The sequence below is a fragment of the Enterovibrio sp. QJM3NY_24 genome, assembly GCF_057786035.1.
Genome location: NZ_CM173519.1, coordinates 3427783 through 3442853, shown reverse-complemented (window position 1 = coordinate 3442853; position 15071 = coordinate 3427783). Strand labels below are relative to the sequence as shown.

General features: G+C 44.7%; 13 protein-coding genes. 4 read left to right on the top strand and 9 right to left on the bottom strand.

Going from position 1 to position 15071, the window contains the following annotated elements; translation table 11 throughout:
* Position 1: 1 nt before the first annotated feature.
* The 4 genes from pseG to pseB form a co-directional block, all read right to left on the bottom strand.
* A complete protein-coding gene (gene pseG / locus AC3CIC_RS15460; protein ID WP_488514999.1) occupies positions 2-1531 on the bottom strand; it encodes a UDP-2,4-diacetamido-2,4,6-trideoxy-beta-L-altropyranose hydrolase in 1530 nt (509 codons plus the stop codon).
* Positions 1503-2198, bottom strand: a complete 696-nt coding sequence (gene pseF / locus AC3CIC_RS15455; protein ID WP_488514998.1) for a pseudaminic acid cytidylyltransferase — start codon at positions 2196-2198, stop codon at positions 1503-1505. The genes pseG and pseF overlap by 29 nt, the downstream gene beginning before the upstream one ends.
* Before the next feature lie 66 nt (positions 2199-2264).
* Positions 2265-3443: a UDP-4-amino-4,6-dideoxy-N-acetyl-beta-L-altrosamine transaminase gene (pseC, locus tag AC3CIC_RS15450; protein ID WP_488514997.1), complete on the bottom strand. Its 1179-nt coding sequence runs from the start codon at positions 3441-3443 to the stop codon at positions 2265-2267.
* A complete protein-coding gene (gene pseB / locus AC3CIC_RS15445; protein ID WP_488514996.1) occupies positions 3440-4453 on the bottom strand; it encodes a UDP-N-acetylglucosamine 4,6-dehydratase (inverting) in 1014 nt (337 codons plus the stop codon). Before pseB ends, pseC begins: the two co-directional genes overlap by 4 nt.
* 151 nt (positions 4454-4604) lie before the next feature.
* Here pseB and AC3CIC_RS15440 point away from each other — a divergent pair, with 151 nt between their 5' ends.
* A complete protein-coding gene (locus AC3CIC_RS15440) occupies positions 4605-5615 on the top strand; it encodes a glycosyltransferase 52 family protein (RefSeq protein ID WP_488514995.1) in 1011 nt (336 codons plus the stop codon).
* 149 nt (positions 5616-5764) lie between these two features.
* Here the strand turns inward: AC3CIC_RS15440 and waaF are convergent, their stop codons facing one another.
* The 5 genes from waaF to rfaD all read right to left on the bottom strand — a co-directional run bounded on the left by waaF (position 5765) and on the right by rfaD (position 11790).
* Positions 5765-6829: a lipopolysaccharide heptosyltransferase II gene (waaF, locus tag AC3CIC_RS15435; protein ID WP_488514994.1), complete on the bottom strand. Its 1065-nt coding sequence runs from the start codon at positions 6827-6829 to the stop codon at positions 5765-5767.
* Positions 6830-6833: 4 nt separating this feature from the next.
* Positions 6834-7757, bottom strand: a complete 924-nt coding sequence (locus AC3CIC_RS15430) for an O-antigen ligase family protein (protein ID WP_488514993.1) — start codon at positions 7755-7757, stop codon at positions 6834-6836.
* Positions 7758-8052: 295 nt separating this feature from the next.
* Positions 8053-9825 carry a bifunctional glycosyltransferase family 4 protein/polysaccharide deacetylase gene (locus tag AC3CIC_RS15425; RefSeq protein WP_488514992.1) on the bottom strand — a complete coding sequence of 591 codons (1773 nt, stop codon included), beginning with the start codon at positions 9823-9825 and terminating at the stop codon, positions 8053-8055.
* Between the two features lie 12 nt (positions 9826-9837).
* On the bottom strand, positions 9838-10779 hold the full coding sequence (lpxM, locus tag AC3CIC_RS15420) for a lauroyl-Kdo(2)-lipid IV(A) myristoyltransferase (protein ID WP_026023772.1): 942 nt from the start codon (positions 10777-10779) through the stop codon (positions 9838-9840).
* A 66-nt stretch (positions 10780-10845) separates the two neighbouring features.
* Complete coding sequence (gene rfaD, locus AC3CIC_RS15415; protein WP_016961909.1) at positions 10846-11790, bottom strand: ADP-glyceromanno-heptose 6-epimerase; 945 nt, start codon at positions 11788-11790, stop codon at positions 10846-10848.
* A 104-nt stretch (positions 11791-11894) separates the two neighbouring features.
* Here rfaD and AC3CIC_RS15410 point away from each other — a divergent pair, with 104 nt between their 5' ends.
* From AC3CIC_RS15410 to tdh, 3 genes are all read left to right on the top strand, one after another.
* Positions 11895-12542: a TetR/AcrR family transcriptional regulator gene (locus tag AC3CIC_RS15410; RefSeq protein ID WP_016961910.1), complete on the top strand. Its 648-nt coding sequence runs from the start codon at positions 11895-11897 to the stop codon at positions 12540-12542.
* Between the two features lie 215 nt (positions 12543-12757).
* Complete coding sequence (locus AC3CIC_RS15405) at positions 12758-13954, top strand: glycine C-acetyltransferase (RefSeq protein WP_488514991.1); 1197 nt, start codon at positions 12758-12760, stop codon at positions 13952-13954.
* 6 nt (positions 13955-13960) lie between these two features.
* On the top strand, positions 13961-15001 hold the full coding sequence (tdh, locus tag AC3CIC_RS15400; protein ID WP_016961912.1) for an L-threonine 3-dehydrogenase: 1041 nt from the start codon (positions 13961-13963) through the stop codon (positions 14999-15001).
* Positions 15002-15071: the final 70 nt, after the last annotated feature.

Here is a 15071-nt window from a genome sequence, read left to right as displayed (position 1 = left end):
CTCAATCTATCTTATCGCGGATAAACTGTTCCGCTGAGAGTCGTTGAAAGCCAGCCTTTTCGAACAATCGCTGAGAGGCTATGTTCTCTTTTAATACTGTGGCATGCAGTTTTACATCGGGATGAATGCCGTTAGCCAATCTTAAAGCTTCCGTCGCGACGCCTTTTCCATAACTGTCAGGTGCGACAAATATAGACACTAAATAATTTTCTTTTTCGAGTCGGTCAAGCCTCAACACACCTATGGGATTATTGGACGTCTTTTCCTTGACTAGGTAAAAGTAATCTTTGTAATTTGAAATTTTTGTCGTCATCCAATGCAGATGCTCTTCCCACGATGGGGGATGAGGATAAAGCGCAAATTGTCTGGTTTTTGGATGGCATTGCCATCCAAAAACTAAATCGATGTCAGCTTGTGTAGCTAGGGTTAAGAAATATTGAGATTGCTTAGATTTCTCTAGCAACTGAGAAATCTCGACAATGACTCTGTTGGTACCCCTTCCATCGCAAACCCGTAAGTTAGCATTTCGAAAGTCTGAATAGTTACTCTGGATTTTCATAAATGCAGATAAAAGCTGCTGACTCATATCGGCAAACTCGACGGCAACGGCTGCTTGGTATTGGACGAGTCGTTCAGAGATTGTTTTCTGGTTGTCGGCTAACGGAATGATAACGCTTGGAACGCCTAAGCATGCTCTTTCCCAACTAGTTGTGCCGGGAGCACCTATCGCGATATCGTGGTCCATTATCACTTGTGCCATGTTTTCCATGAAATCATGATGAGTCACATTGGGGTATTGTGCACACCAAGATTTCACACGATCATAATGTGGCGCTCGAGGGCTAAGCAGGACAGTGAATATCGCTTTTATATTTGGAACAAGTGATTCAAGCGCAGACAATGTAGCATTTGGAGAGTCGACCCCACCCATGGAGATGAGCACTTTTGGAATCGGATTTGGGTCTTTTTCTTCAAGTGCAAGTTCTCTGTAGAGGGAAAAATTGGGCGCTAGCATAGCGTATTGACTACCTGACAATACCCGTTTAGACATTCCGTACTCTTCAGGAGTGCGCCCTAAGGTCTGATCTACTATCAATTCGGCGTCGTGTTCCCGCACTAAATCATCAATTGCGACTAATTTACATTGTCGTGCGGCGCTGACTTGTCGCTGCCAAGTTATACCCAGAGCATAGTGGTCAGTTATTACAACATCAGCGTGACTGACGTGATTAAGGAAATCGCTGGCATCTTCCTCCTCAGAGCGCTGCAACCAGCTTATGTAGTCATTAGCCGGCATGCACTGTGTTTGAGAGCCTGTCAATGGAATAGTGGAGAAACCACGTTTTTCTATAAAGGAGATCAAATTACCTGGAAGTGGTTGGCAACAGAATAGTACTGAATGCCCTTTTTTAGTCAGTGCATCGGCTAAAACAAGGCAACGCATTATATGGCCACTTCCTATAAGATGAGAGGCATCTGAGCGAATGATAACCCTCACCTTATTACTTTCCACTTTGTTGAAGTACTGCATAGAGAGCCTCAGCAAACTTCCAGTCTTCAATAGTGTCTATATCCTGGGCTCGATCTCTAGGCATCAAGACAACTCTTGAATGGGTTGCGAAAATCGGCTTTTGCTCTAAAAAAGCACTTTTCCTCCCCCAATAAAATTGACCCGCATCGTGATAGGTTTCTTCTAAGTCTTGGGATCTAACCAGTTCGTTTTCAGGGAAAAGCATAGCTACCTGACCAGTGTCCGATAGTTTTATTGCACGCTGAACTGGAAAGGCGAAAGTCGCAGCACTGAAAGCGAACTCTGCATTTTCCTCATTCAAGAGCCTGTAACCCTTGGCTAGATACTCGCCTGTAACAAAGGGGGCTGTGGCATAAAGGCAGCAAACAGCTTCAACGTCCCAGCCTTGGTTTTCGCACCAGCTAACAGCATGGTGTATTACGTCCATGGTAGTCGCATGATCATCTGCAATATTGGCGGGTCGAAGAAAAGGTACTTCAGCACCGAATTCCTTTGCTACTTCTGCTATTTCTGAATCGTCAGTAGACACTATGATTCTGTCGAAACATCCTGATTCACGAGCTGCATCAATGGAATGTGCAATCATAGGCTTTCCATGAAAGAGCTTGATGTTCTTCCTAGGTATTCGCTTACTGCCGCCGCGGGCAGGAATTATCGCAATATTCATTCAAGTGCCTTGACGTCATTTATGGAACCTCAGTCTCTTGGTGCTAATTCTGAAGTTTGAAGATTACTATTGTTCGGGTGTTAATATCGAAGTTAGAGTTTTCACTACTTGATCTTGCTGCTGAACCGTCATCTGATGGAACATTGGCAAAGATATCGCTTCTTGATAGTACTTTTCTGACTCTGGGAATTCGCCTACTTTAAAGCCAAAACGTTTGTAGTAGGGTTGAGTATAAATAGGAATATAATGTAAATTGACACCAATACCTTCATCCCTTAACGCATCGAAGACGGCTTTGTGGCTAAGAGAAATTTTGTCTAATTTTAGTCGAATGACATAGAGGTGCAGGCCTGAATATGTATTATCTAGCTGATAAGGTAGTACCAATGGAAGGTCTTTAAGTAATGTATTGTAGCGACGAGCTAAGTCATGACGTAGTTTGACAAAGTGATCTAAACGCGTGATTTGAGTTATGCCAAGTGCTGCTTGTAACTCAGTCATCCTGTAATTAAAACCTAAATCTATTTGCTCATAGTACCAACCGCCATGTGGTTCCGTTTCCATTTGGTCTAGATCTCGGGTAATTCCATGGCTGCGTAGCAGAGACATTTTGTCTGCGAGATCAGGTTGGTTAGTTACTGCAGCACCCCCTTCGGCTGTGGTAATGATTTTGACCGGATGGAAGCTGAATACTGTGATATCGGAATACTGACAATTACCAATTGGCTTGTCATCATATTTTCCGCCGATAGCATGAGAAGCATCTTCGATCACTTTGAAGCCATATTCTTTGGCTAACTTACCAATCGCTTGCATGTCGCAAGATTGACCGCACAAATGAACGGGCACTACGATTTTTGGCAATGTTCCATTTGCTCGTGCGGTAATCAGTTTTTGCTCGAGTTTCTTCGGGCATAGATTGTATGTTGAGGGGTCGATATCAACGAAATCCACTTTAGCACCGCAATATAGACCACAGTTTGCAGAGGCAACGAAGGTAATTGGTGATGTCCACAGCCAGTCACCTTCTCCGAGCCCTAATGCTAGACATGCGATATGCAGAGCTGAAGTCGCACTGTTGACCGCCAGCACATGTTTTGCTCCTGTATGCTCAATCAGCGCATTCTCAAATGCAGGAACTTTCGGACCTTGGGTAAGGAAGTCCGAGTTTAGGACTTCCACTACACCATCTATGTCTTGTTGGGTGATTTCTTGTCTACCGTAAGGGATCACTGCATTGCTCACACTGTAAAGTTTGGATCAACGTGTTCTATGATTAGCTCACGCAAGCTTTCGATTGATTCCCATTCGGTATTAGTGCCTGAGTTATACTTAAAGCCAAATGGGACTTTTATCGCAGCATGGTGCTTCAGGTACTCTTTCTCAGAGTAGGTAAAAGAGACTGATGGTAAAATTGCATAGTAACTGCCTAAATCTATTGTGTTTAGGGAGTCAGTGTCGGTAATCATCTCTTCGTGGAGTTTTTCGCCTGGTCGAATACCGACGATGTTTAATTTACTGTTTGGAGCGACAGCTTTAGCGACATCCAAAATTTTGTAAGAAGGAATTTTTGGTACAAAAATTTCGCCGCCAAGGTGGTGATCTAGTGCATACATCACCATATCAACGCCATCTTGCAGCGAGATATTAAAACGGGTCATTTCTTCATGTGTAATTGGCAGCGTTCCGTCTTCTTTCTTTGAAAGAAAGAATGGAATGACCGAGCCTCGAGAGCCCATCACATTTCCGTAGCGGACAACACTAAAACGAATATCCTTAGAGCCTTTAATGTTGTTAGCAGCAGTGAATAACTTGTCAGAAGCAAGCTTAGTTGCACCATAAAGATTAATCGGAGCACAGGCTTTATCAGTTGACAATGCGACCACATTATTCACACCACATTGAAGCGCTGCTTGGATTACGTTTTCGGCGCCATCAATGTTCGTACGGATGCATTCTGTCGGATTGTATTCAGCCGTATCAACTTGCTTTATTGCAGCGGCATGAATGATGACGTCTACACCTTCACATGCTTGGATCATGCGATTGCGATCGCGCACATCGCCGATAAAAAATCGTAGCTGCGGGAAAATGTTGTGGGGATACTGCTGTTTCAATTCAAATTGTTTGAGTTCATCACGCGAAAAAATGATTATTTTTCTGACGTTTGGATATCGGACTAGGATCGTTTTGATGAATTGTTTACCGAATGAACCTGTACCGCCAGTAATCAGTACGGATTTGCCATTTAGCATAGTTTAGGCCCTGCTGAATCAATCAATAGTTATACACTTTTCCACATGATACTATCAAAGGTCTGACTGTGCGATAACTGCGTTGAGGTTTGAGCGTATGATGGTTTTATAGGTGAGTGCGTTTTATCAAAAATGAGTTAAGAGTCCATATATGAATCAAAATGTGAATGTGTTTTTAGTTACGTCACCATTCCAATATATCTGTGCAAAAGAAGCTAAGTCATACTTTGAAACTGAAAATAATGTTCTTATTTTAATGGAGCAATCAGGTGAGCTTGGCATTAAGCAGCAGGGAAATATTTTAAGAGAAGAGGATTGGGATGAAATCATTCACTTGGAACGAAGAAGTAGAAGTACAACAATACCCCATTGTATAAATATATTTAAAAAGGCTTTCCCTGGCGCCATTGTGGGGCGTTTTTTCCATGGAGAATATAACTCTTGGCATGCAAAATTATTTCTTAAAAACTTGGCTGTCGAAAGTGAGGTTTTGTTTGATGATGGGACGCTCACGATTAATGACTATGAAGAGGTTATTAGAAATAAGACGCCATACCGTCGTTCTCGTTTTTTTTCAGATCTGACAGTTTTACTTAATTTTTGTAAGCCAGTTAGATTTTTGGAACAGTCTGAAAGTTTAGAGTTATTTACAATCTTCGATATTGATAGTCCTGCACATAAAATTCATAAGAATACTCTAATGGAGTTAAAAAAGGATTATATGTGTGAATCTTTGTATTCTCCTTCGGCTCCTGTTGGTTTTATAGGACAAGGTGCGATAGGATCTAAGCATCAAAAGTCTATTTATCGCTATGTGATAGAAGTTAAAGCCTTTGTGGAGTCTTCTGATAAAGAGGTTCTGTATTTTCCTCACCGTACAGAAAGTAAATTGGTGAGCGAGGAAATATGGAAAATCAATGGTTTGATTTTCCATAAAAGTGAACTGCCTTTGGAAATAGAATTAATTGATAAGAAAATAAAACTTTCTGCATTGGTAGGGGGGAATTCGACTGCTCAATTTACAGCTATGCTAATGTACCCTGGGATTAAAATATATAATCTGAAGGTTAATCTTGATGATTATAGTGTAAAAAACAAAGCAAGAATTAAAAATATCAGTCAGAAATTGCTACGTGGTGGTGCTGAGGAGATTGAGCTGTGAATTTTCTCGAAGTACAAATGCAGCTTTTTCTGGTTTAGAGTGAAATCACTAAGCGCGTTACTTCAAAGCCATGCTATGATCATGGCTTTTTCCTGATAATCAATGTGTGATGACTAGACACAAGTGAATATATTTTTAATTATCAATATTTATGACTTATTAACTCTGTGGCAGTTAACAAGATCTCTATATGCCGACATTACCATCTCTGGTGCTAATTTATTAAGGCAGTTTAAGTGCTCCAATGGACATGTCCGTTTAAAACAAGGACGACAACGTATATCAGTATTGACGATTTTTACGCTATTTGAAAGCGGAGGAGTATACATGGGGGAGCTTGAGCCATAGATCGCCACAATATTGGCGTTAACTGCGGCAGCGACATGCATAAGCCCTGAATCGTTTGAAAATACAGTATGACAAGCAGCCAGCAGATCCACAGCATCTATCAATGAAGTTTCACCAGCTAAGTTAAAACACATTGATTTTTGATGTTCAGAAAGTGCGTTAATGATGCCTTCAGTGACTGATTTGTCTTTTGGACCACCGAAAAGGCACACTTGATTTCCTTCAGTGATTAACTGTTTAGCGATGTAGGCATAGTGCTGCTCAGGCCAGCGCTTTGCTGGGCCAAATTCTGCGCCTGGACACAAACCCACAATGGGTAATTCTGGTGAGATATTATGTCGTAACAAGCAAGATCGCTGGTTGTCTTTATCCACTTTGAGTGAGGGATTCGGAATGTCATCTAACGTAACTTCTGACAGCATTGTGCTCTTTCTATGCGCCAAGGCGACATAGCGTTCCACCATAAACTGAAAGACTTTGCGATCAGGACGCAGGTCGTTCAGCAAGCCGTAGCGCATCTCTCCTTTCCAGCCTGTGCGGACTTTGATACCTGCGAAAAGAGGAATTAGTGCTGATTTTGCTGAATTTGGCAAGATGACCGCATTTGTGTAATCTCTACACGAAAGCGCACGCCCCAGTTTCCAGCGTGAAAGAAGTTCGAAGCTGCCATGTCCAATAGGCATGTCGATGGCTTCATTTACTTCTGGCATTCGTTCAAGTATGGGTTTACACCACGCTGGTGCCATTACACTTATAAAGGCATTAGGATATAGTGAGCGCAGACGTTTATATAGGCTCTGCGACATAACCATATCACCTACCCAAGATGGTCCAATAACAAGAAATTTAGGGGCGGATTTCAACATAGTATTATCTCTGTGCTTCAATGTCTGTCTTGAATGCAGATATTAGGACAACAAGCATGAAAGAGTAGTAAGCACTGATTAAGTTAGCTTGGAGAGGGGCTTCGGTGAAGCAAAAAATCACAAAGGCACTGACAAACAAAAAACCTAAATAGGAAAACCTATTGGGTTTACTATGCCGGTGACTAAAAAAGTAGAGTGTAGGTAGTAGTAAAATTAAGAGTATGGATGTAGCACCAAGAATACCATTGCTTGCCAGCATTTCAAAGTATTGACTATGAGCGTGCCCCCGAGCGATACCTAGAACCCAATCCGTAACTTCTCCTTGCTCGTATAATTTCCGAATTTCAGCTTCGCGCTCTGAGTAGGTCAGTCCGATGAGTGGGCTCGTTTTGAATGCATGCGTTGCAGACTGCCATAGTTGAAGGCGTCCTCCAGATGAAACGGCCTGGCCCACTTCTCCAGATGCTATACTCACAAATTCCGTCTTTGTGTAGTCTATTCTGTCTTTGAAATTATCAGATATGTTATATAGCGCAATAACACATACACAAAGCGAAATAGCCCCAATAATTATTAGACGCAAACGCATGGTGTGATAGTGAAATATTACCGCAGCTAAAAAAAGCAGTGGAATTGCAAATATCGAGCCTCTGGTTTCTGTGGTTAATGTGGCAAAAACTGACAGTGAAATTGATAAATATAACCAATTTTTCACTCTAGAGTGTGGTAACAATCCGATGGCTAAAAACAATAGGGAGCAGGAGAGAAAGCCAAAATTGATGCTAAATAAAAATCCATCTACTCTGTCCATTCCAAGAATATAAGATTGATAGAAAGCGATACTAGCACTGCCCATTGAACCAATGATTACTCCGATTTCTAACTTATTGAAAATTATTTGTGGATTTGGAGTTAGATGTCTGAGCATGATGAAGATCGGTATGCAGGCTATAAATCGACTTGGCCTGCCAAATAGCGGAAGTTGCCATTGTCTAAAATGACATTTGAGAGATTAGCTAGTGCATATGATGATAGACAGAGTATGACGACCCAATCAAATTTAAGTATATTAATCGATTGTCTATTGGAGAATACGTAGTAAAGTGAATAAAGAAACACGGCTCCGATGACAGCGACACTAAAATTAGGCGTCCAAAGCAAAAGTGCTGGAACGAGAAGTATTGCTGAGTAGATGAAGCTATTAGATGTGATTGATAAGCGCATTATTTATTTCTTTCCTTCCTAAACAAATACCCACCCGTAATCTTACGCGCAAGTGACCACACATCAGTTCCTGGGAAAATCCCGATACGACGAATCAAAAATGGATCTTGGTGTATTGCTAATGGGCCGCTATTAGTGGCGACGGCGAAATCAAAGCCAAGGTCTTTTGATAAGGCTTTACTATCATCATTCCATTCGCCGTAGGGGTATGCGAATGAGGGCAATTCCTTGCCCAACAACGCTTCTAACTGCTTCTTGTTTTCAGCAATCTCATGGTATTGCTCATCATACGTTAGCGTATCTAAGTGCGGATGGGTCAGCGTGTGCCCGCCAAATTCGATATGCCCAGAATCGGCCATGGCTTTGATTTCTTGGGCGCTCATAAGATCGAATCGCTTTTCTGGCGTGCTTGTATGTTCAACATCCCATTTGTTGAAATCAACGCCTGTGACAGCATACACCACTGCTTTGAAATTGTATTTCTTCAATAGCGGCAACATCAGGGTGTAGTTATCTTTGAAGCCATCATCCACGGTGATCATGCAATACCGTTTACCAGCGTCTAGGCGTGAAATTAGTCCCTTCTCTTTTAAATCAGAAAAAGTAAGTGTTTCGAAACCAAAGCGTTTTAACAGCTTCAAGTGCTTTTCGAACATCTTGATATCAAGGTAAGGACCGATGCTGCCTTTACCTGTGTCTGAATCGATAAAACGGTGATACATGAGTACCGGGATATCTTTACGCTTGGTATAGACATACACTGACTGATAAATATCTTCGATGTGAGAGACGATATTTTGCAGTTCGTAGCTTTGTTTGATGGTTTCCGTTACGGACGGATCGCAATGTGGTGTCGCCAGTGCTAACTCCACTTGTTTGCTGATGGCGCTAAAGTCGATGTCTAATTCTTTTTTGCCGATATCGCCAAAGTTTGTTGCCATGGCATGAGCGATATTGTCGGTGGTGACGGGGCCGATATTGATGGCTTCGCCGATGGCCAGCGTTGGACGGCCACAAAGCAGTGATTCCATCGCAACACGACCTGCGCCAATCACCAAATCGGCTTTGGCTAGCATAGCGGGCACATCTTCGACATAACCAACAAAATCGGTGTTGCCCCGGAATTTGTCAAAGCGCGCATCAGCTATTGTGCCGGTGACGACTTTGACCTCGTACTTAGCAAGATCTAAACATTCATCAAGAAGACGGTAACCGAGTTCGCCTTTAGGACCGCTTAATCGACCAATGATAGCGATGACTTTACGTGCGTTGTTCGGCGCCTCAACCCACTGATAACGGTTGGTATCGATACCATTCCGGCTGACTTCCAGCATGTGTACTGGAACATTTAGATCGTCAATTAGCTGATGGTAAATCGCTTCGCAAACAGGCATTGCTTTGTTGCCCATGGCATGGAATTTTTTCCGCGAGGCATGCACAGGCTGCCGGCCATGCACTGTGGTGACCATCGGCGTGCCCATGATCTTACAGGCGACGTGACAACTCCAGCTTGAGGCGCGAGAGTGTGCATGCACCATCTGAATGTTGTGTTTTTTGATCAGGAAAACCAGATAGCCGACATGCCAAAAACGGCGCAGAATACTGCGCTTGTTAAAACGAAGTTTAAAAAATTGGCTTTCGTGCGGCTTGGTCAATGTGTCCGACACATAGAACACATGGTGGCCACGATGAGTCAGTTCGTTGCCTACTGTGGTGGCGTAGACTTCCGCTCCGGTCACTTCCAGTTGGGAAAGTGCCATAAGAATATTCATTGGTGATGACCCTCAATAAAGCTGACTACCATCTGGCCTAGATCTCAGCAAATTCATAATCCACATATATTGCCCTGGATCGTCTTCCAAAAACTGCTCGATGCGCTCGTTCATCATGCGTGCGTCTGTTTCTTCGCTGCCTGATGGGAACGGGGCCAGCGGGGGCTGGATGATGACCTCAAAGTTACCGGTTTCTCGGTTATAAACAGGCATAAGCGGCACAATTTTCGCGCGGCTAAGTTTTGCCAATTTACCTAATCCTGAAAGCGTCGCTTTCTGGGTGGCGAAGAGGGGCACGAATACACTGTGTTCTGGGCCATGATCTTCGTCAGGCAAGTAATATCCCAAATAGCCTTCACGCACGGATTTAATGAAGGGCTTTACGCCGTCAGAACGTTCGTGGGTGCGACCACCGTACTTGAGGCGTTGCACATTCATTAGCCAATCGACCACCCGGTTTTTTTGCTTTTTCACCATAGCAGCAACAGGTAAGCCACGTGAGGCGAGTTGCACTGCGGGGTAATCAATTGCCCAACTGTGTGGCACCAGCAAAATCACTTTCTCGCCGTTTTCAACTAAGTCAGTGAGGATTTCCTCATTACGAAATAACGTGCGTTTTTCCAAGTAGTGCTTGCTGCGCATCATGATGGTGGCAAAGCCAAGCATCACGCATCCTGCGTTAATATAGCTTTGTTCTAAGATCGCAAAACGCTCTTCTTCGGTTTTCTCGGGAAAACATTCTAGAAGATTGACCACGGCACGTTTTTTAGCGCGGTTGTTCATTTTCACCAGTTTTTTGGCGAGAAATTCTGCGAACTTGTCACGTAAACGAAAAGGCACAAAAGCGAGGATCGCGACAAAGAACATGCCTAGCCATGTTCCCCAATAGCGAGGATGAAGGAATGCCCATTCGAATTTGGGTAAATAGGAGTTGGTGCTAGATTCTTGGCTCATAGAGTCGAAACTACAGATAAATCAGAGGGAAGAAAAAAAACGGACCGAGGCCCGTTTTTCAGCCAGTTACTTATTCAGTATTGCCATGTATTCAGCAACGCCTTCAGCGACAGTTTTAAACTCATCGTTGTAACCCGCCGCGCGAACCTTGGTCAGGTCGGCTTGGGTATAGGCTTGGTAGCGGCCTTTCAAGTGATCTGGGAACGGGATTTCTTCCACTTCGCCTTGGTTGTGGTGAGCAATAACCGCGTTAGCCACAGCGCGGAAAGGTTCAGCTCGGCCGGTGCCGCAGTTGAAGATGCCAGAAACGCCGTTTTCCAGGAACCAAAGGTTCATTTTGCAAACATCACCGACGTAGACGAAATCACGTTTGAAGGTATTGCTGCCTTCGAACAGTTTCGGGTTCTGACCGTCTTTGATTTGGTTGTTCAAGTGGAATGCCACTGACGCCATGCTGCCTTTATGGCCTTCACGTGGACCATAAACGTTGAAGTAGCGGAAACCCGTAATTTGAGAAAGCTTCTCGCCGTGCGCTTCTGCATCCGCCCAAATGCGACGAACATAGTTGTCGAATTGTTGCTTCGAGTAACCGTAAACGTTCAGTGCGCCTTCGTATGGCTTCTCTTCGATGAAGTCATGGTCACGGCCGCCATAGGTGGCAGCAGAGGAGGCGTACAGGAACGGAATTTCACGCTCAAGACAGAAGTGCAGCAACTCTTTTGAATACTCATAATTGTTGAGCATCATGTATTTGCCGTCCCACTCGGTGGTGGCAGAGCATGCGCCTTCGTGGAAGATGGCTTCAATCGGGCCGAAATCATCGCCAGCCATGATTTGAGTGATGAAGTCTTCTTTGTCCATGTAGTCGGCGATGTCTAGATCGACCAGGTTCACGAACTTGGTACCGTCTTTCAGGTTATCAACCACCAGAATGTCGTTGATACCTTGTTCGTTCAGGGCTTTAACAATGTTGCTGCCAATCATGCCAGCGCCGCCAGTCACTATAATCATACTTTTACCTAATATCTGACAATGAGAAGACCACGCCATCACTCTCGCGGAGGCTATGGTAATATTTACATTTCCCTATTGGGCATGAGGATAGCAGTTTAACCATGAAAACCCGTGATCGCATTATTCATTCTGCATTGGCACTGTTTAACGAGCAGGGTGAACCGAATGTCACTACCAATCACATTGCTGCTGATCTCGGGATTAGCCCAGGAAATTTGTATTATCACTTCCGTAATAAGGAAGAGATTATACACAGTATTTTCGATCAATACGCGCTCGATCTCACGGTAGGTTTTCAGCCAGAAGCCCCTGCTGAATCGGATCAACAGCGTCTGCTTGCTTATCTCGATGCGACGTTTCAGTTGATGTGGCGTTACCGCTTCTTCTACGCAAATTTGCCCGATATCTTGCGCCGCGATGCGGTGTTACAAAACAAGTATCTGACGGCGCAACAAAGCCTTAAAACTAACTTGTTTGCGATGCTGGGGCAGTTTCGTGAAACGGGCTGGCTGGATATGGAAGATGAAGCATTGGCGTCTTTATGCAGCACGCTTAAATTGGTCGCATCGAGCTGGATCTTCTATCAAAGTGCGCAAGCGCCCCAAGCTAAAATCACCCCTGCCGTTATCTATCAAGGCGTCCTTCAGATCCTCAATATGGTGTCGCCAATGACAACCGACAAAGGCCGTGCGGTCGTGGGTGAAATTATTGAGCATTATCGTCAGCAAATGGCGTCTGCGTCTGCGTGATTTATCTGCGTGATCCATGGCAATAAGATGTGCTAATTCGATAGACGAAGCCTTCCTCATAATTCTATTATCGACCTCCATTCTGATATGTCATACTGCATTAAAAGCATCCCTTGGGCATATCAGCTGCATGTGGTGCAATAAGCACTGTGTTATCAGTGATCTACTGGTTGCACGTTTTAAATCTGTTCCTGTTTTCCTTGATGGAGTGAGCGATGACTGCCGCTTTTTACCAGCAAATCCGCCAGCAGCTTGAAGAAACCAAAGCTGAAGGTCTGTACAAAGATGAACGCGTGATCACTTCTGCCCAACAGGCGAGTATCTCGGTGACGTCCGGCGCTGAAGTGTTGAATTTCTGTGCGAACAATTATCTTGGCTTAGCGAACCACCCAACGCTGATTGACGCGGCGCAAAAGGGCATGGATCAGCATGGCTTTGGTATGGCATCAGTTCGTTTCATCTGCGGAACGCAAGACGCGCACAAAGAGCTTGAGGAAAAGCTTTCTACCTTCCTAGGTATGGAAGACACCATTCTTTATACCTCTTGCTTTGATGCCAACACGGGTTTGTTTGAAACCATTTTGGGTGCGGAAGATGCGATCATTTCTGACGCACTCAACCATGCCTCAATCATTGATGGTGTGCGTCTTTGTAAAGCGATGCGTTTTCGCTATGCCAACAACAACATGGAAGAGCTTGAGCAGCAACTGATCGCTGCCAAAGAAGCCGGCGCACGTAACACGCTTATCGTGACAGACGGTGTGTTCTCAATGGACGGCGTCGTGGCGAACCTGCCAGCGATTTGTGATTTGGCAGACAAATACGGCGCATTGGTGATGGTTGATGACTCTCACGCAGTGGGCTTTATGGGCGCGAATGGTCGTGGTACGCACGAGCACCACGACGTGATTGAACGCATCGATATCATTACCGGCACGCTGGGCAAAGCCATGGGTGGTGCATCAGGCGGTTACACGTCGGGTAAGAAAGAAGTGATTGATTGGCTGCGCCAGCGCTCACGTCCGTACCTGTTCTCGAATTCTCTCGCACCGGCCATTGTGTCTGCGTCTATTCGTGTGATTGACCTGCTGGAAGAAAGCGGCAATTTGCGCACCCAACTATGGGAGAACGCGAGCCATTTTCGTGCGCGAATGAGCGAGGCAGGTTTTGCGCTTTCTGGCGCCGATCATGCGATCATTCCTGTCATGCTTGGCGACGCAAAAGTGGGTGCTGAGTTTGCAGAACGTATGATGGAAGAAGGTATCTACGTGGTAGGTTTCTCGTTCCCTGTGGTACCAAAAGGCCAAGCACGTATTCGTACACAAATGTCGGCTGCACATAGCCGCGAGCAATTAGACAAAGCTATCGATGCCTTTATCAAAGTGGGTAAAGACATGGGGCTGATTGAGTAAGTGACAATGACAAACAAAATGAAAGCACTGGCAAAACTGAAACCAGAGCCAGGGATTTGGATGACAGAAGTCGACCTACCAGAAGTGGGTCACAACGATCTTCTGATCAAAATCCGTAAAACGGCAATTTGTGGCACCGATGTACATATCTACAACTGGGACGAATGGTCACAAAAGACCATTCCTGTGCCGATGGTTGTCGGTCACGAATACGTGGGTGAAGTGGTTGCCATGGGTCAGGAAGTTCGCGGTTTCACTGTGGGCGACCGTGTTTCAGGTGAAGGTCATATCACGTGTGGTCACTGCCGTAACTGCCGTGCCGGTCGCACACATCTTTGCCGCAATACCACCGGTGTTGGTGTTAACCGTGAAGGTGCATTTGCAGAGTACTTGGTGATCCCTGCGTTCAATGCTTTCAAAATCCCTGCGGATATCTCTGATGATCTCGCATCAATCTTCGACCCATTTGGCAACGCGGTTCATACGGCATTGTCGTTTGATTTGGTGGGTGAAGATGTATTGATCACGGGCGCAGGCCCAATCGGTATCATGGCTGCCGCGGTGGCTAAACATGTGGGCGCGCGTCATGTGGTGATCACGGATGTGAACGAATACCGTTTGGATTTGGCACGCAAAATGGGTGTAACCCGTGCAGTAAATGTCGCTGAAGAAAAGCTGGAAGACGTGATGGCCGAACTTGGCATGCGTGAAGGCTTCGATGTGGGCATGGAAATGTCAGGTAACCCGTCAGCGTTCAATGCCATGCTGAAAACCATGAACCATGGTGGTCGTATTGCCCTTCTGGGTATTCCGCCTTCAGACATGGGTATCGACTGGAACCAAGTGATCTTTAAAGGCCTGGTGATTAAAGGTATCTATGGTCGCGAGATGTTCGAAACGTGGTACAAGATGGCGAGCTTGATTCAATCAGGTTTGGATCTCAGCCCAATCATCACGCATCACTATAGTGTGGATGATTTCCAACAAGGCTTTGACATGATGCGTTCAGGCATGTCAGGCAAAGTGATTTTGGATTGGCAGAAGTAATCTTCACCAATCGTGGGTGACTAAAAAATAATAATCAAACCCGCTACGGCGGGTTTTTTAATGCTAGGGC

What these genes read in the sequence shown, in the direction of transcription:
- pseG (WP_488514999.1), bottom strand. Translation starts at nt 1,531, where the DNA reads ATGCAGTACTTCAACAAAGTGGAAAGTAATAAGGTGAGGGTTATCATT.
- pseF (WP_488514998.1), bottom strand. Translation starts at nt 2,198, where the DNA reads ATGAATATTGCGATAATTCCTGCCCGCGGCGGCAGTAAGCGAATACCT.
- pseB (WP_488514996.1), bottom strand. Translation starts at nt 4,453, where the DNA reads ATGCTAAATGGCAAATCCGTACTGATTACTGGCGGTACAGGTTCATTC.
- AC3CIC_RS15440 (WP_488514995.1), top strand. Translation starts at nt 4,605, where the DNA reads ATGAATCAAAATGTGAATGTGTTTTTAGTTACGTCACCATTCCAATAT.
- waaF (WP_488514994.1), bottom strand. Translation starts at nt 6,829, where the DNA reads ATGTTGAAATCCGCCCCTAAATTTCTTGTTATTGGACCATCTTGGGTA.
- AC3CIC_RS15430 (WP_488514993.1), bottom strand. Translation starts at nt 7,757, where the DNA reads ATGCTCAGACATCTAACTCCAAATCCACAAATAATTTTCAATAAGTTA.
- AC3CIC_RS15425 (WP_488514992.1), bottom strand. Translation starts at nt 9,825, where the DNA reads ATGAATATTCTTATGGCACTTTCCCAACTGGAAGTGACCGGAGCGGAA.
- lpxM (WP_026023772.1), bottom strand. Translation starts at nt 10,779, where the DNA reads ATGAGCCAAGAATCTAGCACCAACTCCTATTTACCCAAATTCGAATGG.
- rfaD (WP_016961909.1), bottom strand. Translation starts at nt 11,790, where the DNA reads ATGATTATAGTGACTGGCGGCGCTGGCATGATTGGCAGCAACATTGTT.
- AC3CIC_RS15410 (WP_016961910.1), top strand. Translation starts at nt 11,895, where the DNA reads ATGAAAACCCGTGATCGCATTATTCATTCTGCATTGGCACTGTTTAAC.
- AC3CIC_RS15405 (WP_488514991.1), top strand. Translation starts at nt 12,758, where the DNA reads ATGACTGCCGCTTTTTACCAGCAAATCCGCCAGCAGCTTGAAGAAACC.
- tdh (WP_016961912.1), top strand. Translation starts at nt 13,961, where the DNA reads ATGACAAACAAAATGAAAGCACTGGCAAAACTGAAACCAGAGCCAGGG.